This is a genomic window from Bacillus sp. FSL K6-1012 (assembly GCF_037964915.1).
GTDB lineage: Bacteria > Bacillota > Bacilli > Bacillales > Bacillaceae > Bacillus > Bacillus halotolerans.
Window position 1 is genome coordinate 3,695,360 of record NZ_CP150175.1, and the last position, 22,925, is coordinate 3,718,284.

At 37.1% G+C, this 22,925-nt stretch carries 16 protein-coding genes; 7 read left to right on the top strand and 9 right to left on the bottom strand.

Features of this window, described 5'->3' with window-relative positions; translation table 11 throughout:
- Positions 1-17: 17 nt before the first annotated feature.
- The gene (locus NSS75_RS19155) at positions 18-1,538 is read right to left on the bottom strand and encodes a glycosyltransferase (protein ID WP_326323963.1); all 1,521 of its coding nucleotides are present in this window, start codon (positions 1,536-1,538) and stop codon (positions 18-20) included.
- A 35-nt stretch (positions 1,539-1,573) separates the two neighbouring features.
- On the bottom strand, positions 1,574-2,947 hold the full coding sequence (locus NSS75_RS19160; RefSeq protein WP_326324024.1) for an alpha-glucosyltransferase N-terminal domain-containing protein: 1,374 nt from the start codon (positions 2,945-2,947) through the stop codon (positions 1,574-1,576).
- A gap of 360 nt (positions 2,948-3,307) precedes the next feature.
- Between NSS75_RS19160 and galU the strand changes: the two genes are divergently transcribed.
- Positions 3,308-4,186 carry a UTP--glucose-1-phosphate uridylyltransferase GalU gene (gene galU / locus NSS75_RS19165; protein ID WP_044159515.1) on the top strand — a complete coding sequence of 293 codons (879 nt, stop codon included), beginning with the start codon at positions 3,308-3,310 and terminating at the stop codon, positions 4,184-4,186.
- A gap of 38 nt (positions 4,187-4,224) precedes the next feature.
- On the opposite strand, the gene tagH is transcribed toward galU, so the two are convergent.
- From tagH to tagD, 6 genes are all read right to left on the bottom strand, one after another.
- On the bottom strand, positions 4,225-5,808 hold the full coding sequence (tagH, locus tag NSS75_RS19170; protein ID WP_339234478.1) for a teichoic acids export ABC transporter ATP-binding subunit TagH: 1,584 nt from the start codon (positions 5,806-5,808) through the stop codon (positions 4,225-4,227).
- Between the two features lie 19 nt (positions 5,809-5,827).
- Positions 5,828-6,655, bottom strand: coding sequence for a teichoic acids export ABC transporter permease subunit TagG (gene tagG / locus NSS75_RS19175; RefSeq protein ID WP_059353643.1), 828 nt, complete (start codon positions 6,653-6,655; stop codon positions 5,828-5,830).
- A 167-nt stretch (positions 6,656-6,822) separates the two neighbouring features.
- On the bottom strand, positions 6,823-9,525 hold the full coding sequence (locus NSS75_RS19180) for a CDP-glycerol glycerophosphotransferase family protein (RefSeq protein WP_255002074.1): 2,703 nt from the start codon (positions 9,523-9,525) through the stop codon (positions 6,823-6,825).
- 135 nt (positions 9,526-9,660) lie between these two features.
- The gene (locus NSS75_RS19185; RefSeq protein WP_255002075.1) at positions 9,661-11,001 is read right to left on the bottom strand and encodes a glycosyltransferase family 2 protein; all 1,341 of its coding nucleotides are present in this window, start codon (positions 10,999-11,001) and stop codon (positions 9,661-9,663) included.
- 25 nt (positions 11,002-11,026) lie between these two features.
- Positions 11,027-12,211, bottom strand: a complete 1,185-nt coding sequence (locus NSS75_RS19190; protein WP_339234485.1) for a CDP-glycerol glycerophosphotransferase family protein — start codon at positions 12,209-12,211, stop codon at positions 11,027-11,029.
- 95 nt (positions 12,212-12,306) lie between these two features.
- Positions 12,307-12,696 carry a glycerol-3-phosphate cytidylyltransferase gene (gene tagD / locus NSS75_RS19195; RefSeq protein ID WP_059353647.1) on the bottom strand — a complete coding sequence of 130 codons (390 nt, stop codon included), beginning with the start codon at positions 12,694-12,696 and terminating at the stop codon, positions 12,307-12,309.
- Between the two features lie 517 nt (positions 12,697-13,213).
- Here tagD and NSS75_RS19200 point away from each other — a divergent pair.
- From NSS75_RS19200 to NSS75_RS19225, 6 genes are all read left to right on the top strand, one after another.
- Positions 13,214-13,987, top strand: coding sequence for a WecB/TagA/CpsF family glycosyltransferase (locus tag NSS75_RS19200; protein WP_127696422.1), 774 nt, complete (start codon positions 13,214-13,216; stop codon positions 13,985-13,987).
- A gap of 110 nt (positions 13,988-14,097) precedes the next feature.
- Positions 14,098-15,240 carry a CDP-glycerol glycerophosphotransferase family protein gene (locus tag NSS75_RS19205; protein ID WP_216393927.1) on the top strand — a complete coding sequence of 381 codons (1,143 nt, stop codon included), beginning with the start codon at positions 14,098-14,100 and terminating at the stop codon, positions 15,238-15,240.
- 88 nt (positions 15,241-15,328) lie between these two features.
- Positions 15,329-16,042: a 2-C-methyl-D-erythritol 4-phosphate cytidylyltransferase gene (locus NSS75_RS19210; RefSeq protein ID WP_059353650.1), complete on the top strand. Its 714-nt coding sequence runs from the start codon at positions 15,329-15,331 to the stop codon at positions 16,040-16,042.
- Positions 16,039-17,064: a ribitol-5-phosphate dehydrogenase gene (locus tag NSS75_RS19215; protein ID WP_059353651.1), complete on the top strand. Its 1,026-nt coding sequence runs from the start codon at positions 16,039-16,041 to the stop codon at positions 17,062-17,064. Before NSS75_RS19210 ends, NSS75_RS19215 begins: the two co-directional genes overlap by 4 nt.
- Positions 17,065-17,067: 3 nt before the next feature.
- Positions 17,068-18,237, top strand: a complete 1,170-nt coding sequence (locus NSS75_RS19220) for a CDP-glycerol glycerophosphotransferase family protein (RefSeq protein WP_202853593.1) — start codon at positions 17,068-17,070, stop codon at positions 18,235-18,237.
- Positions 18,238-18,255: 18 nt separating this feature from the next.
- Positions 18,256-20,115 (top strand): CDP-glycerol glycerophosphotransferase family protein, encoded by a 1,860-nt coding sequence (locus tag NSS75_RS19225; protein ID WP_216393929.1) that lies wholly within the window; start codon positions 18,256-18,258, stop codon positions 20,113-20,115.
- A gap of 41 nt (positions 20,116-20,156) precedes the next feature.
- Here NSS75_RS19225 and NSS75_RS19230 read toward each other — a convergent pair whose 3' ends face one another.
- Complete coding sequence (locus NSS75_RS19230; RefSeq protein ID WP_339234496.1) at positions 20,157-22,799, bottom strand: glucosaminidase domain-containing protein; 2,643 nt, start codon at positions 22,797-22,799, stop codon at positions 20,157-20,159.
- Positions 22,800-22,925: the final 126 nt, after the last annotated feature.

The following is a 22,925-nucleotide window of genomic DNA, read 5'->3' on the forward strand; positions in this document are numbered from 1 at the left end:
AATGGTATAGAAATGTATTATTTCGTCACTTCAAATACTTCTTCCCATCTTTCAAACAATCGTTCCTCACTGTATTCTGTATCCATTAATTGCTTTGCATTCTTTCCGTATTGAATCGCTTGCTCAGGATTGTCATAGAGATAAATAATACTTTCAGCAAGCATTTCAATATGGTCAGGTTCTACAAGCATTCCTGTTTTATGTTGTTTTATAAGCTCTCTTGGGCTGTATTTCACATCAAAACTAATCACTGGGGTTGCACAAGAGAACGATTCACAAATGGCAAGGCTGAACCCCTCAAATTTTGATGTTAATAATGTGGCTAGCGCTTGCTGGTAAAAGGGAGCAGGGTTGGCTACATAGCCTTTTAGATGCACATTATCAAGCCGAAGCTCCTCAATTAAATGTTGATACTGATCGTGGCCAGGACCGCTTCCATATATATTAAGAACAACATCAGGCCGGGATTTTTTCACGATTTCCATTGCTTTTATAACCTTATCTATCCCTTTTTCCTCATGATATCTTGCTACCATCACAAATTCGTTTTTCTTTTTTTCATAGGTTTGTAATTTTTCAAGCCTTCTTGGAGCATGAGGAATCACAAAAATATTATGGTTTGATTCAAAATCCTTCATGATATCATCTTTTTGTTCATTCGTTAATACGATCAGCCCGTCGTAATCTTTAATATGCTCCATAGCGTATTGATGATTTTTCCGAACTTTGCTGCCCAATGTGTAAGGATAATCTAAATGATTTGAGTGAACACAGTAAAAGCGTTTTGCCAATCCATCACGCATTTCATTTACTTTTGAAGCACTCCCGACTCCATCACAGATGATAATAGGGTCTGTTTCTTTTTCACACAGTTCTTCAAGCCAATGTGTATGAAATGAATGCTTGTTTTTAAAAAACGCAGCTTCTTTCTCATTTCGTTCAAACAGTACAACTCCCTGGCTGGCTCCTGTTTGAAAATGATACCATTCCGTTAAATAACAAAAGCCATCAGGTGCTGTGTAACAAACTTGATTTATTTTTGCTGTTCTCGTATCGAAGAAGACAGTTTTATTTATATACTCACCATTAAAATATTCCCGCTTTATGATTTGCATATTTTCATTGAAATAGTCCACATATAAAAGATGATCCGACTCATCCCACTTTTTCTTTTTTATATATAAACCATTTTTGAAGTATTCAGTTTCTAATTTTGCCTCGTTATGAAAAACAGCATAAGATTCTTCGAAGCGTTCAAGAATTTGTTCATAGCCATTTCGCTGCTCAACACCTATTTTGATATCGGTGTGCTGATTTTTATAGTAATCATAGATATTGATAAGATTCACATCAGGATGCAGCCTTCCAGCCTTTTTCAGCTCTTGCTCAATCTGGTCATAGTTGTCTTTATAATCAAGTGTAACCAAGTCAATTTTATGGCCATGTTCTGCAAAAGTATACGACCTTGACATCATAGAGCTTGTAATGCCGCCTTTTTCAATGTCTATTTCATAAATTAGTGAAAAGATCCTTCTCATCTTCAAGCTCCTTCTTCTTGTAAAACCTTTCGCTGCTATTGATTCTTTTTAACAAACAGACGATTGATTAGTTTTCTCCTAAATCCTTCAGCTGTGTGAATTAGCAAATGATTATTTTCTTCATCCAAAGTGATTCGCCAGCCTGAGATATTTTGTTCCGTTAACGGAATTTCCTTTTTGTCATTCACTTTTACATTCATAGCAAAGAAGCTATTATCCCACTCAGAACAGAGATACAATTCAATCGTAGAGAGGTCATCTAATGCTGAGTGAATACGAAGTGTCCCGCTTACAGTAAAAATTAAATCTACCTCTCTGTTTACCTGAGCGCTAAACGTACATTCGGTGCCGCTCTTCTTATTTTTTAGTTTCCAGTACATTTTATTACGACCAACGGAATGGGCCGGAACTTCACCTTTAAATGCTGCCTTTGCTGACAAGTACAAGTCAGATTTTGATCGCCATTCTGCTGTTAACAGCTCAACATTCATATCTCTCAATTTATTGTTAAAAGGCACTTGATCAATAAGTTTGTCCACAAAACGTTTGCGGGCAAACGGTTCTTCAGAAACATAGTAAATGTTCGAACGGGGTCCCGTTCTTTCAATCGTGTCATTATATCTCGTCAAAGAAGGGACTACGTAAGCATCAAGATAGTTTATTTCTTCTTCAGGGTTGTTCAAAATATCATTCGTCTCTATAAAACCTAAGTACGCTGTCGAATATTTCGCTGAAAGAAGCTTCAGCATTGAATAAATTTTCATTTCTGAAGTTAACAGCAGATAGTCCGTTTCATGTATCAAGCGGCTCAGAAAATACTGGGAAAGTTCATTTTCTGAATATAATACACCCTCTATACTGTCTTTTTCGTCAAAAATAATAATTTTTTCAGTCGATCCATCATGCTTATACCACTTAGTCATATAACAGGTGCCGTCAGCCCTCAAAAAGAGATGCTGCTTTGGTTTGTTGGTCTCCAAGTCCATGTACATCAAGCTGTGTACATAGCCGTTTGCATCATATTCCTCTCGTTTAAACCTTTGCCTATTATCATTAAAATAATCCGCGACAGCAAGTGTTCCCCCTGATGTAAATCTTTGATATTTTATATAACGCCCGTCACGGTAATATCGAAATATTGGTTTGTCTTGTTCTTGAACATACGTTAAACCTTCTTCTTCAACCTGATGCTCTATTTTATGTTTCTGAGGTTCAGGCCCTTTAAAGAAGCTGTACAAATTGATAACAGCAGCATCTTTAAAAAAGGAAGGTTCATTAGGCTCATGATTTAAAGTAACAATGTCCATTGGATAATTCCAATCAATTGAATTAATGTTGTTTTTTTTTGCAGAGTGAAGCCCTGAACAAACATATGCTAATTTAGGATGAGAAACCTTAATCGTCATAATTTATAATTACCTTTCGCTAAAAATCGTACAGTCATTTTCAGAAGTACATTATATCATGTTTAATCAGCTGGCTCTAGAATGAAGAAACAGTTAAATCTCAAGAACTTTTTGGAACATTTTAAGCCGATAACCTCTATCTGTTACTGAAAATTAACTAATGATATTTTTTGTATTTTCTATATTTTCCAGATCTAAATCCCACTGAATTGACCCTTGTTTAATATTGGTTTTTCTTATATGATTAAATGTGTTTAACAGATTGAAAATAGGGTACTGAGAAAAAAGAAACTCCAAAATTTTAAATACTCAGCATTTCATAAAGCTGAACCTAAATCTGTTCTTAAGGAAGGTGCTTTGAAAGTGAAAAAAGTACGTAAGGCCATAATCCCTGCAGCCGGTCTCGGAACGAGATTTTTGCCGGCTACGAAAGCAATGCCGAAAGAAATGCTTCCTATCGTAGATAAGCCAACCATTCAATACATAATTGAAGAAGCTGTTGAGTCCGGTATTGAGGACATTATTATTGTAACAGGTAAAAGCAAGCGTGCGATCGAGGATCATTTTGATTACTCTCCTGAGCTTGAAAGAAACCTTGAAGAAAAAGGAAAGATTGAACTCCTTGAAAAAGTGAAAAAATCTTCCAATCTGGCTGACATCCACTACATCCGTCAAAAAGAGCCTAAAGGGCTTGGACATGCTGTGTGGTGCGCGCGTAACTTTATCGGCGATGAACCTTTTGCGGTTCTGCTTGGAGACGATATTGTTCAGGCGGAAAAACCAGGATTGCGCCAGTTAATGGATGAGTATGAAAGAACACTTTCTTCTATTATAGGTGTTCAGCAAGTGCCTGAAGAAGAAACTCACCGCTACGGTATTATCGATCCGCTGACAAGTGAAGGTCGCCGTTACCAGGTGAAAAACTTTGTTGAGAAGCCGTCTAAAGGCACAGCACCTTCTAATCTTGCCATCTTAGGCCGTTACGTATTTACGCCTGAGATCTTTATGTACTTAGAGGAGCAGCAGGTTGGCGCAGGCGGAGAAATTCAGCTGACAGACGCCATTCAAAAGCTGAATGAAATTCAAAGAGTGTTTGCTTACGATTTTGAAGGCAAACGCTATGATGTTGGTGAAAAGCTTGGCTTTATCACAACAACTCTTGAATTTGCGATGCAAGATAAAGAACTCCGCGGACAGCTTGTTCCATTCATGGAAAACTTATTAAACAAAGAAGAAATCTAAACAAAAAGGCTATTGGACATTCATCCAATAGCCTTTTCTTATTTCGACATTAAAGTCAGCGTATGCTCTTCATTATCAACTGCGAAGACCTGATCAGCTGTATTCACAAGAAAACGATCCTTGCTGCTGTCATACAATACATCTCCATCACTTAATGATAATGACGCTGGAGTAACGGGAGAAATGTTGTGAAAGATAAGCTGTGAAGCTTTATTATCTTCCAATACATAGCTGATCTTTTCATAATCAAAATCCAAAGTCTTTCTGCCGTCAGCTGTTTCTCCTTCTGTAAAGCCGTTCAGTTTCAATTGAATACTGTCACTGCTGTCTCCGAGGAACTTCAGGAAGTATTCATAGGAAGCTGCTGCGTTTTGCTGGACATGGGGTGTAAAAGCAGAAGCCGGCAATTCCGCCTTCTTCACATCAGTCGCAACAGCATTCTGCTTCACAAAATAAGAATGTCCGTGAAACTTAACTTTTGCTGCTTGTTTGCCTTTTGCGCTTACCGTCACTGCAGTACCGAAAGGCAGTGTAGCACCGGCCTTCTTTTTCAGATCTTGGTCTTTATAGACTGTCACTTCTTCATCAGCTATAAAGCCTTTTTTATTCATTGCAGTTAGGCTTTCCTCCATCTTGCCCTTTGCATCGCTATGGTGATTCTTGACTTCATTCTGCGGAATTGCGCCAAACGAAGCAATCGTTCGAAGCGGGGCGTCAAAAAACATCGTACCCGCAACAAAAACTAACAGGATAGATAAAATCGCAATTTGTACTGCGTTGGCCAGTGATTTTGGCTTTTTCTTCTTTTTGCGGAAACGGGCAAAAGCTTCAGGATCTTCTTTCTTGCGCTCTTCCGTCTGCTCTTTTTTATATGTTTCTTTTTCTTTTTTCGAGAGCTTATTAAACCAGTCAATAAACGCTTTGTACTCTTTCACAACGGTTTTTGTATCATCAAACATCCGAAGTTCGCCGTAATGCATCCAAGCAACGCGGTCACACATTTTCTCAATCTGGCCGATGGAATGGCTGACAAAGAAAATGGTTTTTCCTTGTTTTTTAAACTCATTAATTCTGTCTACACATTTCTGATAAAACGTTTGGTCTCCTACGGAGAGCGCTTCATCAATAATTAAAATATCCGGATCAATATGAACGGAAATCGCGAAACCGAGACGCGATTTCATCCCGCTGGAATAGTTTTTAACCGGCTGATTAATAAAATCGCCAATCTCCGCAAATTCAACGATACTGTCATACATGTCATCAATTTCTTTATTTGTTAGACCCATCATCAAACACTTGAGCCGGACGTTGTCCCGGCCCGTTAATTGATTATTTAAACCGGCCGCGATCGCAATCAGCGACGGCTGGCCGTTCATTTCAATTTCACCGCTGGTCGGCGGAATAATTTTAGCCAGCAGGTTAGACATAGTCGATTTCCCCGACCCGTTTATCCCTACAAAGCCGATTGTTTCTCCCTCATACACGTCAAAGGAGACATTCCGCACAGCAAAAAAACCATTATCCTTAGCCGGAAAAAACAATTCTTTAATCTTGTCCGATTGTTTTTTATACAAATGATACTGCTTTGAAACATTTCGAAACGAAACTTTTAGTTTCATCGTACAATCTCCTTACGTATTAAAGAAAGTCAACAAACTTGTCTCTGAATTTCATGTGCAGGATAGAACCTACTGTTAATAAAAGAAAAGTGAACAGCCAGAAATACAGCGTGTATTTCATATCTTGGAAAAACCATTTCCCGTCTAAGAAGCTGTTCCGGAATCCTTCTATCAAATAATAAATCGGATTCAGTTTCAGCACAGGCAGAAGGTTCGGATGATTTTTTCCAAGCTGCTCTGATATATTCCAAAAAATCGGAAGCAAGAAGAACAATAATCTGGTAACGGCCTGCAGCAAAAATTGATAATCTCTGACAAGCACACTGATTGTAGAGTTAAACAAACTAAACGAAAACATAAATACAATCATGCAGATTAAATAGTAAATATATTGTATCCAATGCAAGCTTGGGTAAATACCACTTGCTAACAGAACTATGACATAAACACCCATCATCACAAAATAACTAAATAAATTTGAAGCAATCACGACAGATGGCAGCGAACTGATCGGAAAATTCATTTTCGCGACCATATTGATCCGCTTAAACACACTGTTTGATCCATCAAGAATCGTCGGACTAATAAAAAACCATGGAATCAAACCAGCCAGCATCCAAACAATAAAAGGCACTTCTCCGATACCCGTTATGATCGGCTTACTGTTACGAATTCCCATGCCAAATACAAACCAGTACGCCAGCATTTGAATGAGGGGATTTAAAAACTGCCATAATACACCAAGATAATTCATCTGATACTGAGACTTTGTCTCATACGAAGCCAAGCGCAAAATTAAAGGAAACGATGTCACTTGCTCTTTTACGATTCTTACTAATGCATTCATTGTTTATCTTCCTTAGACTTAAATGATTTTTGGGATCTTTCGGTTAAAGAAATTTGAAAGCACCGCAGATTATTGTAACAGATGTTGAGTTTTTTTTCACTTTTTAAAAGGAGAAGTTCCCGTTGAACTTCTCCTTTCATTAGTTTAATGCCTATATAAAACAAAACTTATTTAGCAACTTTATTATTGTCTAATTGCAGAATAGCATTATAAATGCGGTGTCTGTTATTTTTATCAGTATATGCAAAAAAGTTGTCTACTCTTTTTCTATACTTATCTTCCATACGACTATTATTCTTCATATAATAGATAACTTTATCAATTAAGCTATCATGATTATTTATTACATCTCCAAAGCCCATTTTCTTATAATCATAATAATCAAGTTTAAAATGATATGAATTTTCATATTGATAATAGATTACAGGCTTTTTCTCGTATGCAAAATCGAAAGCTACAGATGAAAAATCAGTAATCATTATATTTGATGAATTAAATAACATTTGATAGCTGCTGTTATAATCAGCAAACTCTACGTACTCATGCTTTTTAAAATCCTCAATTTGTTGTTGGATGTCTGGATGTGGAAAAAAGGTTATTTTATAGTTGTTTTTTTTAGCAAATTCAATTAGTCTATCATCATTAATTAATGCATTATACCTTGCAAAGTATTCACTCTCTTTAAATTTTGGATTGTAAGGTCTAACTCCCTTTGCCTGATCTTTTGGTAATACAATATCCTTTCTCCATGTAGGCATTATTAAAAGCTGCTTTTCCCCTTCACTCTTCTTTAGATTATCGTATCTCGGAAATCCGCCTAAAAAGATATTTTCTTTTTTATAATTGTAATTCCCTTTAATAATAGAACGATATTCAGGTTTTGCTGATGTTATTAACAATTTTATATTCTTACTATATTTATTTAACCACTCTGAATGATCAGCCATTGTTATTCCATGCTGCAAAAAGACAAACTCAAATTTAAATAGATCTCTAAAATATATCTCCATATTGAAAAATGGATTTACAACCCATATATCTGCATGTGTAGATATTACTTTGGAGGAAGCCAAAGTCAAAATTTTATGTCTGAGAGATCGATAGGGAATTACCTTTCCATATTTTTTAATTCGGTCATAATCTTTGCTATCCTTTTTTATAATAAAGTACTTTTTTACACCATCGTTCTGATTGATAGCATACTTATAAAGATGTTCGGCATTATCATCAGCTTTGTCTTGTCTATCTACGAATAACCATACTGGTTTTTTGTTAAAAAAACTGAACACATGATGTGCCACTCGTGCCAACATAGCCTTTTTAATTGCTGATTTTCGTTTCTTTGACTTACCGCTTATTTTATTAAGAGTTTTCAAGAAACGAAATTCTTTTATAAATCTATTTTTAAAGTTGTTTTGTTCGAACAGTAATTTTTTATAATTGTAATAAAAAATATAATCTCGTTTAGCGGCATAGGAATTAAATAATTCATTTGATAAACCTGAATACTTAAAGAAACGAAGCTTTGTCATTTTTCTCTTATTGCCCTTAGTGATAAAAAATTCTATATGGTGATTGCCAGTAAGATATTTTTTTGGGATATCTATAGAAAAACCAGGATATTTTTTGATTACTTCTCCTAAACTAACATAATCATTATGCTGTCTTTTTATAATCTTTGCTTTTACTCTTTTTTCACCAATTTTAGCATAAAAATCAAAACCTTTTGCTTTAAATAGCGAGCTCCAAAAACCTTCTATATGAATAGAATCCTTATTTTCTTCTAAGATTTCAATAGTTAGAGTTTGATTTGATAATTTAGATACAATTTCATCTTCTCTGTACAAATAAAAATCTTGGTCAGTTTCTATTTCATATACATACTTATTATAATTTTCACCATGTTTTATTTTTAAAGCATGATAAAGATAAAAATGACTTATACTTTTTGCTTCAATAATGACACTATCATCGATATATGAAAGTACTTCTCGAATTAATTTTAAAAATTCTTGATATTCATTTTGATTTAAAGGTGTTTCACTAATATCCCTAATTAATAATTTCCACTTCAGATCATGCATAATCATATATTGAAGAAACAGAGGTATTTTTTCTTCATGATTCTTTGTCATATTAATTAAACTCTTAGAAAATGTAATAAGTGAATGGTTAAACCAATCTTTATTTGCTTTAGCATTCTGCATTGCAGACGAACCGTCTTCTCTTACTCTATAGTGATATTTAGCTTCCTTAACTAAACCGTACTTTTTTTTACCTGATATAATTAAATTAACCAGCTTGGCGTCTTCCCCGATTCTACAGTTCTCATCAAAACAAATATTTGTTAAAGCATCTTTTTTTATAAAAGTAGAACAGCAATGGGTTAATATATGTTGTGGCTCTTTTTCCACATCCAAAATTCTTGTCGAAGTAAATTTATTATTAAGGTTATGTTCTCCAATTCTTCCTTCTTCGAAAAATATTGGTATTGCTACAATATCAATATCTTCTTTGTGTTGGTTAAAAAAGTTTAAAACATTTTCAAATGTTTCTTTTGAAACTAAATCATCCGGATCAAGGAATTGAACATATCTCCCCTCAGCATACTTTAATCCGAAATTTCGCGCACTGCTAACTCCGCCGTTCTGTTTCTTTACATAAACTACGTTGTTTGGATACCTTTGTTCATATTCTCTGCATATGATCTCACTTTTGTCAGGGCTGTCATCATTAACAAGTATTAATTGAATGTTATTGAAGCCTAAAGTCTGATTAATCACGCTTTCTATAGCGTCAGTTAAATACATTTCCACATTGTAAATTGGCATTATTACACTAAAATCAAATTTATAATTCTTATCTTCCATACAAATTTACTCCTAACAAAATGTTTATATTAAAAAGAATCCGGGTAATAGATAGAAAAACATTGTGAATAAATTGTTTAATCCTTTGAATAAAAATCAATATTTTGGTAATATGAATATAATTATCTTCTTTAACTATCTTTTGAAAATTTTCACGAGTAAACTTCTAAATATGTTTACATGATTAAGCTTTATAGCACTATCTGATGTTTTTAAAATAAATTCGAAAGCAAAGGCCCAAATTGGTATTTCAACAACAAAGCCAGCATATTTAAAATCTCTTAACTTATATCCCCATACTTCAATAGATTTTTTCAATTCTTTGCGCTTGCATATTTTTAAAGTTTTAAAGTACTTTACATATATGAAATCACTTTCTTGCATTTCATAATACTGGTTAATAAAGTGTCCAGTTAATTCGAGTTTCCACCCTTTAATCTTTGTTTTAGTAACAGTGCAGGAACTTTGAAATATTTTTTCTTTTTTTATTCTTTCAAGACCTTCTGTATTTTCTTCTTTTAGAAAAAACATAAATTCTTTATAATATATAGGCATATCTTGTTCGTTTATATATTGCGTATCGATATGTTTGAGAATATTAATATAAGAATGAATAAAATCTCTTTGCTCACTTTTATTTAAAACCGTCTTATAAATCTCTCGATAACTAGGATACAAAAACAATTTTATATGGTAAATAATCAAATATTGTATATAAGGAAGAATAGCATTGTATTTTTCGATTGACTTCATAAACAAAGTCATATAGCTTACATCCAGCAAATAAGAATACCTATTTTTGTTTAACCATGAACCATCCACTAATGAATTCTTTTCTTTCCGCTTTCTATAGAAATATTTCCCTTCTGCAACTACTCCGTAACTTTTTTCATTTAGCAATAACTGATTGATAAATATAGCGTCTTCCCAGAAATCCATGGATTCATCAAACAGAACCTTATGATTTATAATTTGCCTTCTATAAAAAGTTCCTCCAATATAAAAATGGACAGATTTATACTCTTTAAGAATGTTTATAATCCTGGTCCCTTTTTCAAATCTATTATTTAACTTATGATCGCCTTTTTTTTCACCTGTAAAATAAACTGGCAAAACAGCTATATTTGTATCTTTTCCGCAATTGCAAAAAAAATTATAAACACTTTGTATAGCATTTTTAGAGAGTACATCATCTGAATCTAGAAAACCAATGAATTTAGATTTTTCACTTACATTCAACAATCCACAATTTCTAGCGGCAGAAGGCCCTGAATTTTCAATCTTAAAAAATTTGATATTATTCGGATATGTTTTTTTATATAATTCACAAATTTGAGAGCTGTGGTCCACACTACCATCGTCTATTAATATAAGTTCTATATTTTCTTTAAAACCGATTGATTGTTGGATAACACTCTCTATTGAAGCCTTCAAGTAATTCTCGGAGTTATATATTGGCATAATTATAGAAAACATGTTAGTACCTCTTTGTATAGAAGTTTTAAAGAATCGTCTCAATAACTCTTTTAGAAGCCTGTCCATCTTCTAAATTGCAAAATTCATTGTAAAAAAGCTCGTAATTATTATCTATATAAGGGTTATGCAGCAAATCTTTAACTGTCTTAATAAGTTCTTCACTTGTTTGCACAAAGCTTCCTGGGGTTTTTTGTTGAAAATCAAAATAAAAACCTCTAATAGAGTCACGATAAATCGGGAGATCATACACAAAAAATACAATGGGTTTTTTTAAGTTTATATAATCAAAAAAAACAGAAGAATAATCTGTTATTAACAAATCACTAATTAAATACAAATCCCTTATATCTTTATATAAAGAAACATCCTTAACAAAATCATTATATTTGCCTAAATTAAACTGTTCTGAAACTAGATAATGCATTCTTAGAAGAATTACTACAGACTCTCCAAGTTCTCTTTTCATTTCTTCTAAATCAAATTGGAGTTTAAATTTATATTGGCCAACCTTCTTAAACTCATTATCTCTCCATGTTGGTGCATATAAAATAACTTTTTTATCCTCATTAATTCCTAACTCTTGCTTTACCTTTTTAATTAATGATTCCTTATTTGAAGAATACAAAATATCATTTCTCGGATAACCAGCCTCTATGATTTCTTTGTTAAATTGAAACGCACTTTTAAAAATTTCAGTCGAATAAGCATTAGGAGAAATTAAATAATCCCACTTGCTAGCTTCCCGCAGAAAATTTTGTTTGTATTTTTCAGTTGTAGTCCCCGGCATATGCACTTCATCCATATCATTAGCAAGCTTTTTTAACGGAGTGCCATGCCACGTTTGCACATACAATGTTTTTTTGGGTTTTGGGATCCATAATGGGAGGCGGCTATTTGTTATCCAATACTTTGCAGTGGCCATGTACCAAAGCCACTTGAAAGAAAACCTTTTAATATATGCTGCATCCACACCTTCTAATGCCGACATGTAACGCTTATCAATACTCCATATTAACTTATAGTCATATCTATCTTTATTTTCCTGAAGATATTCGTAGATTGCTCTGGGATTGCAGCTAAACTGTTTGCCAGAATAGCTTTCAAATAAAATTAATTTGTTGTTTCTTGGCAGAAGAGCGAAAAGTTGAAACAGCACCGAATATACCTTAATTAATAAACTTCTGCATTTATTTAAAATAAACGATTTCATCATAAACTCCTTAAAGAGCAAAAATTTATAATTCACGCACACAAGAAAAAAAGAAGCAACTGAACATTACTTCAAGCCTCTTTTAATTAGTACTTCTATAGACTAGCCATGTCTTTTTTGATTTGAGTAGTTGAAATGCCCTCTGTTCTTGGAAGGTATATGACCTCGCAATATTCCTTTAAGAAATCAAACTTCCCTTTCCAGTCATCACCGATGACAAACGTATCAATTCCGTACTTTTTGATATCTGAGATTTTTTGTTCCCAGTTTTTTTCTGGAATGACTTCATTCACAAAATCGATTGTTTCTAAAATGAGTTTTCTATGTTCATAAGAATGATGCGATTTTTTTTGTTTTTGCAAATTAAACTCATCTGTAGACAAGCCTACGATTAAGTAATCTCCGAGGTCTTTTGCTCGTTCAAGCAGCTTCATATGTCCATAGTGAAATAAATCAAATGTTCCGTACGTTATCACTTTCTTCATTAGATAACATCACCTTCCAACCGTTTTCAACTGAGAGTGCCAGATAAAAACCAAAAAACTTAACAAACTGTTTATAATTTCGACATAAATTTTACGTACCATTAATAATGAACAATAATAGCATAAGTTCCTATAAAAGTTAAGGCTCTTTAAAAATGTCAATTGCTAATAATATTTGGGATAAATCTATGTTGTTGTATAAAATTTACAGGTCTAATGCCTTATCTCATTTCATTATACCAAGCTTTCGTTTATGGAAACATCGATTCTTTTGTCATCAATTTGAGTGAAACGATTTGCTTTGTGTTACGTCATTTATTTTGTACACCCTCCTCATATTAATTCATCGTCAAAACGTGAAGGAATTGTAATGTGAATGTTAAAAGTTCCTAAAGATTTTTGTGGTATGATAGGGTAAGATGTTTTCAGGTAAAGTGATGAATTATGGTCTTTACACAAACTATACGAATGACACATGTTTTTTATAGACATATAGATGAAAAGGAGGGTTGACATAATGCAAACGAAACCCATTAATCAATTAGATTTTGTAGACGGTGAATTGTCTTCATTTGTATCCCATTTGGAAACTTCATATTTGGATCAGGCCAAAGGAGCGTTTATTGTTACGGCAAATCCAGAGATCGGGTTTGAAGCGATGCAAAATCCGCGATATGAAACAGTTCTTTCATCTGCTGATTTTATTTTGCCGGATGGTATTGGTGTTGTTATGGTCTCCAAGTTAATCGGAAGGCCTCTTCAATCCAGAATAGCCGGCTATGATTTGTTTACGTCCCTGTTGGATAAGGCTCACCAAAAGAAAAAGCGTGTTTTCTTTTACGGTGCAGCAAAACATGTTATTGAGCAAACAATCGAACGAGTCCGCCGTGATTATCCTGGAGTTGAAATTGCCGGATACTCTGACGGCTATGTCAAGGATCAAAGTGAAGTGGCAGACAAGATTGCTGCTGCAAAGCCGGATATGGTGTTTGTCGCGTTAGGTTACCCTGTTCAGGAGTTCTTTATCCATAAATACAGGCATTTATTCCCTCAAGCTGTAGCTGTAGGGCTCGGCGGCAGTTTTGATGTGTTTAGCGGCAATGTAAAAAGAGCGCCGTCGTTTTTTATCCGTTTTCACCTTGAATGGATGTACAGGCTGATCACCAACCCTTCGCGCTGGAGAAGAATGCTGAGCATTCCTAAATATGTTACAGCCGTGCTGAAGCATGAACGAGCTTCAGCCAAGCCGCAATATACAGGGCAGGTTAAAGATCAATCACGCCATTTGTAAACGGTCTTTAAAGGAGCTATGGTTTAAATGAAATATATGAATCATTCGCTGTATCAGCGGATAATCTTTGACAGCCCATTAGAGCTGATGACAGGGTGAACCCTCAATCTATGTTTGCGTTTTTTTATTCTTTGTTCATAAAAGTCATTGGCGCTTTACTCTTTTGGGTAAAACCGGGGAATCAACTGACCCTGCTTGTCTCTTTTCCTGATAATGCCCGTGCTCTGTTAAAGGAATATCAGGAGGAACAATATTCCTTTAACATTAATGTGCTGCTTACCCAGCACGCCAAATCACTGGCAGATGAATTTCCGGCACTCTCCGTCTCAGTTATTAATGAAAAACACCCGCTTCATATATGTAAAGCGGTCTTTTCTATGCTGAGCAGTAAAGCCGTGGTTGTTGATAACTATTTTGTTCTAACAACTGTTTTGGCCAGCCGGCCGGATATTGAGTGCATACAAGTCTGGCATGCGAACGGGGCGTTTAAGCGCTTTGGGTTAAAGGATATCAATACTCAGAACCGTTCCCGGTCTGACGTGAGACGCTTTCGTAAGGTATATGCTTCATTTGACCGGATTGTCGTCGGTTCTGAACACATGGCCGACATATTCAAGGAATTTTTCGATATCACAGAGGATAAATTTCTTCGATTTGGCGTGCCATTAACTGATGCTTACTATGAGGCCGGCAAAAACGGTCATGAACTAAAATGCAAACACCATCTGCCGGCAGGGAAAAAAATCATTCTGTATGCCCCGACTTTCAGGGATCATCAGTTTGAAAGCTTTTCGCTGCCATTTTCAGAAAAACAGCTGGCATATGATTTAAAAGGAGAATTTTTGCTTGCAGTAAAATTGCATCCTGTTATGAAACAATCTGCAGATTTACCTGTCAATAATGAGTGGATAAAAGATGTATCAGATCTCCCTCTTGCAGACCTTTTAAAAATGAGCGATCTGTTAATATCGGATTACTCTTCAGTTCCTTTTGAATTTGCTCTGTTGGACAAACCCATTCTGTTTTATGCGTATGATATGGTTGCTTACGACAAAACACGCGGTTTGATTAGAAATTATACAGAGATGATACCTGGGGTGCCTTGCATTGATTCAGAAATGCTCCTAGAACAGATGCAAGATATAAACAAGCTTCAATCTGAAGTGGAGCGTTTTTCCCATGAATGGAATCTGTACTCTAAAGGAAATGCCAGCAAGCAGCTTTTACGCTATATAAACGAGAAATCATACTGATCTTTATATATAATAAAGATCGGTATTGCAAATAATATGAAAACCCTTTATAAAACATTATGAATTGTGGTAAGGAAGGAGTCATTTTATGATTTATGCTGAGATTCTAGCCGGTGGAAAAGGTTCCCGCATGGGAAATGTCAATATGCCAAAACAGTTTTTGCCGTTAAATAAACGTCCTATTATTATTCATACGGTTGAAAAATTTTTATTAAATGACCGTTTCGATAAGATTTTAATCGTTTCACCTAAAGAGTGGATTAACCATACAAAAGATATTTTAAAGAAATTCATTGGAAACGATGATCGCCTGGTCGTGGTGGAAGGCGGAAGCGACCGCAATGAATCAATTATGAGCGGTATCCGTTACATCGAAAAAGAATTTGGCATTCAGGATGATGACGTGATTATTACCCATGATTCTGTGCGCCCATTTTTGACTCATCGTATTATCGAGGAAAACATTGATGCTGTTCTTCAATATGGCGCTGTCGACACAGTCATATCAGCCATTGACACAATTATCGCTTCAGAAGACCAAGAGTTTATCTCTGATATTCCTGTACGCGATAATATGTATCAGGGACAAACACCGCAAAGCTTCCGCATCAGCAAATTGGTCGAACTTTATAATCAGCTCTCAGATGATCAAAAAGCCGTACTGACTGACGCTTGTAAAATCTGTTCACTAGCTGGTGAAAAAGTGAAGCTGGTTCGCGGTGAAGTCTTTAATATTAAAGTAACGACACCATATGACTTAAAAGTGGCAAATGCCATTTTACAGGAGCGAATTTCACAATGATTAATCAAACGTATCGTTTAGTTTCTGCCCGACAATTTGAAGTGACGTATAAAGATAAAGTTGTCCATTCAGATAAGGTCGTCGTCCGGCCTACCCATTTATCCATCTGTGCTGCCGACCAGCGTTATTACACTGGTTCCCGCGGCAAAGAAGCCATGGATAAAAAACTGCCGATGGCCCTGATCCATGAAGGAATCGGAAAAGTGATGTTTGATCCGACCGGCACTTTTAAAGTCGGAACACGGGTTGTCATGGTGCCGAATACACCGGTTGAAGAGCATGAAGTGATTGCGGAAAATTATCTGCGGTCCAGCAGATTCCGTTCCAGCGGTTATGACGGTTTCATGCAGGATTACATGTTTATGGCCGCGGATCGGCTCGTTGAACTTCCGGACAGCATTAATCCGCATGTAGCAGCTTTTACCGAGCTAATCACCATTGCAGTCCATGCGCTTTCCCGATTTGAACGGATGGCGCATAAGAAGCGTGACACATTTGGTGTCTGGGGAGACGGAAACCTCGGATTTATCATGACGCTTCTTTTGAAGAAGAAATATCCGGACAGCAAAGTGTTTATTTTCGGAAAAACGCCTTATAAACTTGATCATTTCTCTTTTGTTGATGCAGCTTATCAAATCAACGACATTCCTGAAGATGTGAGAATCGATCATGCCTTTGAATGTGTAGGCGGACGCGGCAGTGAAAGCGCGATTGAACAGATCATCGCCCATGTTCATCCTGAAGCATGTGTAGCGCTCTTAGGCGTATCGGAATACCCAGTGGAAATTGAAACAAGAATGGTGCTTGAAAAAGGGATTACGCTGATCGGCAGCAGCCGCAGCGGACGCGAGGATTTTGCCCGTACTGTAGACTTTTTAGCTCAATACCCAGAAGTCGTTGATTATTTAGAAACATTAGTCGGCGGACGCTTTCCGGTACGCAGTATTGAGGAAATTACACACGCGTTTGAAGCAGATTTGACTTCATCTTGGGGAAAAACTGTTATTGAATGGGACATTTAAACAGTGAAAACATTCCTTACACGAATTATAAAAGGAGTATTCGGCACTGCTTATAAACTATTGAGCGCTTTATTACCAGTACAGCATAACAAAGTTGTCATAGCTTCCTATCGTGAGGATCATTTAAGTGATAATTTCAAAGCAGTCTATGAAAAGCTGGAGCAAGATCCGTCTCTTCGTATTACCCTGCTATTTCGCAAGATGGATAAGGGGTTGATCGGACGAGCTTCGTATTTGCTTCATCTTTTCAGCTCTTTATATCATCTTGCCACATGCCGTGTGCTGTTGTTGGATGATTATTATTTTCCTTTGTACGTTGTTCCCAAACGAAAGGAAACAGTAGCCATCCAGCTTTGGCATGCTTGCGGTGCGTTTAAAAAATTTGGCTACAGCATTGTGAACAAGCCGTTTGGACCTTCTTCCGATTACCTGAAGATCGTTCCTGTGCATTCTAACTATGACTATGCGATTGTCAGCGCACCCGCTGCCGTTCCGCATTTTGCTGAAGCTTTTCAAATGGAGCAAGAGCAGATTTTGCCGCTTGGTATACCGAGAACAGATTATTTTTATGATCAGGAACATATTCGCACTGTTCAAGATCAGTTTGATCGGGCTTATCCTGAACTTAAGCATAAGAAAAAGCTTTTGTATGCTCCTACCTTTCGAGGCAGCGGACATCATCAAGAGGGTTACGCTACCCCGCTTGATCTGCTACAATTAAAATCAGCGCTAAACCATAAAGATTATGTCGTCATGCTCCATCTTCATCCGTATATGCGCCAGCACGCGCGTACGGAAGAGGATGATTTTGTGCTGGATTTATCCGATTCGTACTCTTTGTATGATTTGATGGCAATCTCTGATGGACTGATAACCGATTATTCTTCAGTCATTTTCGAATACAGCCTGCTGAAGCGTCCGATGTATTTTTACTGCCCGGATTTAGAAGACTATTTAGAAGAACGAGATTTCTACTATCCATTTGAATCATTTGTGCCCGGGCCGATTTCTAAAGACGTTACATCGCTTGTACGAGACATCGAGAATGTGCATGAAGCTGATACGAAGCGGATTGAAGCTTTTTCGCAGAAGTTTATTACCCATCAAGACGGCAAATCTTCAGAGCGGGTAGCCGATTTTATTTCATCATTTTTAACATCTGGTGCCGATTAGGAGAAAGTGAGGTACAAAGTGAAGCTTGCCAGAAAGATTAAGAACAGACTTTTCAGATCAAGAAAGAAAGCGAAAAAAGAAAATACAGCTCTGATTGTTCATCCAACAGATAACAGAGTCTTTTCTCTTTTTGATAAAACGAAGCGTGTCGAAGAAAATCAGCAAGTGCCTGTCAGAAAAATTTCTGAGTTTTCTTGGAATGGGTCGATCCTTAAGATTGCGGGTTATATGTATATTAAGGGTCTGCCTCTGCAAAAAGAGGATCAGGTCCGCAAACGTTTATTATTGGTGAACAACGGTGTTTTATTCACAGCTGTTTCGTTGCGCGATTGTCCTGTAGAACAGTTATCCATCAATACTGCAAATGTGCCTGAAGCCTATAAATGGGCAGGATTTTCACAGCAGATTAACTTTTCTAAATTGATGAATGACAAGCCTCTTCCCCAAGGCGAGTATAAGCTCTTTCTCGAAATCGAGGCAGTCGATGACCAAAATATCAAACACCAGGAAGTGCATACGGTCGGAAATGTCAGCAGTTTCCTCTCTAATGATGTGTATGCGACAAAGATGGAATTTCATTCAGCTAAAAAGCTGATGAAGTTCAATTTGATTGTCAACTATGATGAGAGCGAAAAGACGATTAATTTGTCTTGCAACAAACTGCAGGAAATTGATCCGAGCCTTTTGGAGCTTGATACCGGAAAAGAAGCAAACCGCTTTTTGCGCAAGCTGAATACGAGCTTGTTCCATTTTGCTTATGATGTGTTCCGCCTGCTTCCAATTAAGTCGAACAAGATCGTCTTTGCTTCCGACAGCCGTCTTGATTTGACAGGCAACTTTGAATTTGTTTACGAGGAACTGCTGAAGCGGGAAGAAAACTTTGATTTTAAATTTTTCTTAAAGAGCAGCATACGTGACAGAAAAAGCCTGTCTGAACTAATGTCAATGGCTTATCATTTTGCGACTAGCAAGATCATTTTTATAGATGATTTTTATCCGATTATTTATCCGTTAAAAATCCGTAAAAATGCTGATCTTGTCCAGCTGTGGCATGCTGTCGGCGCCTTTAAGACATTCGGCTACAGCCGCATCGGACTGCCGGGAGGACCGTCACCGCATTCGAAAAACCACAGAAACTACACGAAGGTTATTGTCAGCTCTGAAAATATACGGAAGCACTATGCAGAGGGCTTTGGCGTGGACATTGAGAATGTGATTGCTACCGGTGTTCCGCGAACAGACTTCTTCTTTGATGAAGCGAAAAAAGCATTTGTGAAGGAACGTCTTTATACGGAATATCCATTCCTTAAAGATAAGAAGGTTATCCTCTTTGCGCCTACTTTCCGCGGAAATGGACAGCAATCAGCCCATTATCCTTTTGAGGTACTTGATTTTGACCGTCTGTATCATGAATTAAAGGATGAATATATCTTCTTATTTAAAATACATCCGTTCGTTCGGAACGACGCCAATATCCCTTATCAGTACAGCGATTTCTTTTATGATTTCTCTTCTTTCAGAGAAATCAATGAGCTATTGCTTGTGACGGATGTTCTGATTACGGATTATTCTTCAGTATGCTTTGAGTATGCTTTATTAAATAAACCGATGATCTTCTTCAGCTATGATGTTGATGATTATATTCGGAAACGTGATTTCTATTACGATTACTTTGACTTTATCCCAGGCCCGCTTGCGAAAACGTCTGAGCAAATGATTTCTATTATTAAAGAAGAGAAATATAACTTCGATCAAATTGATTCATTTGTACATTATTTCTTTGATGATCTGGATGGGAAAGCAAGTGAACGTGTCATTGATCAAATTGTTTTCCCTCAGGAAGAGGAACCGTTAGAGGATAAAGTTCTTAAAAGATAATAAAAAAACACCTTTTGCCGCGGCAAAAGGTGTTTTTTTATTTATTGATACTCCGGAACATCATAATACAGTGTGTATCCATCCAGTAATGAATACAGGCTGTACATGCGGTTTACTTGTTTGTACGCCCAGCCGATATCTGTTGCATATTGGTGTGCAGCTGTAGCTGACCATCTCATCTTGTATAGCGTGTCTTGATTGTAGGCTGTGTTATGAATGTAGGATGAGCCTATGAACTTGGCGCCCCCGATAATGGCGGCTTCTGGTGTGAACCAGCCTTGATCGTATGCGTATTTGGCGCCGTAGTAGTTCGGGTTGCTATCGTATGCGCCGATTCCGTACATGTTATAAACAGTTCTTCCGTTATAGGTTAAACCATTGGCCAAATCGGATGTTCCGTTGCCTGTTTCAAGGAGAGCGTGTGAGATTAAGTATAGCTCGTTGATGCTGTATTTATTTGCGGCATCGATAAATGCCTTTGCTTTTCCTGTCAGAATGCCTTTGCCCGCAAGCACTTTCTGATTGACCTCGGCAACGCTGAGGCCGGCTGTCTGTGACAGCTTAAGAAATTGGAAGTAGTATTTGCTGTCCATGGAAAAGTTGTTTGGGTCAACGTATTGTCCTACTTCATCACTGCTAGCGTTTCTCCACCCCATATTGATTTTGGCCCAGCCGTTTGTCTGGCCGATGATTTTCACTTTATCGTCTTTTTTTAATTGGCCGATGACGTTCGTCGGACTGACTGCCGGCGTTGACCGGATGTTGAGTACATCAGCTGTAACCGTAGAGGTTGCTGTATTGATATACGCGAGGGATACGTAAGCTGCACCGTCGGTTTGCGGGCTGACTTTCATTTGTTTTTGAACCATATCACGAAACGAGAGATTATAATTCGTTTTCATGATTTGCGGACCGTTTTTTATTTTTACAGTGGATGATGTCCATCCATATAATTGTTTCAGCTTCGCTGATGCCGCTGAAGCTGCGCTATTGCCTGTGAATTGCTCGTTAAGGCTAATTTTATAAAGCGTGTTGCTTTTGGTCGTGTAGTTCGCGCTTAACTGCTGAGCTTTAAAATAGTTCAGTCCATTGTTCAATGCTGTTTTGCTGCTGAGCTGAGATGTCAGGATTTTGTATTGTGTATATGCTGTTGCGCCTGTTTTCGCGGCTGTGCCAGAGACGTTATTTTTTTTGAAAAAAGCAAGTACACGATCGATGTCCTCTTGGCTGATGATCGCCTCAGTGGTGATTTGATATTTACTTCCTGTTGTCTGACCCGTTTTTTTGCTTGCGGCTGAAATCTGATTCGATTTAAAGAACGTGATGGCTTCATTGACTTTTGCCGCATCCAGCAGAGATTCAGTTGTAATTTTAAATGTGTTGGCAGTTTGTTTTTTTACTGTTTTTGCTGCAGCACTTAGCTTATTCTTCTTTAAAACGTTCAAACCTTTTGTAACTTTTGCTTGGTCTGTTGTTTCTTCAGAAATGAGCTGATATTGGTTTTCGGCTTTTTTTCCAGTCGCTTTTTTCGTTGCCTTTACTTTTTTCTGTGTGAAGAAGGCCGCAGCTTTGTTGGCCTGCTGCTCACCTAAAATCTGTGCAGTCGTAATTTGATAGGCAGATGATGTTGCCGTTTTTTTCACGGCAGATGACGTGTAATGCCATTTTTTCTTTTTGAAAAATGCGTCGACCTTTTGAAGCTGCTGTTTTGTCAAATTCTTCATGTTTACCGTATATGATGTGCTTTTGCCGACCTTTTGATAATATCCGGACACCCCAGTGTTTTTCTTGATTTGGCTGATGGCATCCTTCACTGTATTCAGCCCTTTGAAATAAGCCGATTGGACATTGTATACGTCTGCTGTAGTTTTTTGATTGATTGACTTGTAGCTTCCCGTAATTCCGGTGCTTTGTTTCAGCTGCTGTAACAAAGTCTTGGCGTTTGCTTCACCTGATATAGAGGCTGTTGTAAACGTGTAATAGGCTTGGCCTTTCGCTGTTTCTTTTAATGATGCCTTCAGTCCTGATTCTTTTTGGAATGCGTTTTTGACTTGGGCAGCCTTGCTGTCTCCGATAATAGCACCTGATTGAATGCTTGTTACAGACACTTCATGAGTAACGGGCTGGTACGTGCTTTTTATCCCCGTTTTCTTTGTCAGGCCTTGGATAAGCTCCTTTACCTTCATCTCATCTGCTATTTCCGAGGTAACCACGTTCATGTAAAACTGGGCTGTGCCGGACATCTTCACAGCGCCGGATACCCCTGTTTCCTGCTTAAGCTTGGCCAGCAGGGTGTTGGCCTGTTTTTCACTTGGTATTGCGCCGGACGTGATGGTCATATACGGCTGTTTGCTGCCGACTGGACTGGATGTGCCTGTAATGGCTGTCTGTTTTGTCAGTCCGCTCAGCACGGTTTTAGCTTGTGCTTCGCTATGTATGCCTGTAGCGGTAATTTGGTAGGTTGCTGTTGTTCCTGAAGCCTGATAGGAGGCATCCCAGCCTGTGTCTTTTTCCAATTTGGCGGCGGCCTGAGAGGCTTGGCTTTCTGTACTGAATGTTTTTGCCGGCTCCACCTTATAAATCGAGTAGTCCGTATACGCTGCAGCCTGTGCAGAGCCGGTTATGGTAAAAAAGGCAAGGGACGCGGCGGACAGAAGCATCGGTGCGATTAATCTCTTTTTCATTCCTTCTCCTCTTTCTTATTCAATGAGTATATAAAACTAGTTTATTTATCGGCACGCGTATGCTCTATTTATAGGTCAATCCATTCCATTTTTGAAAAATAAAAAACTTAATCTCTAAGTGAGATT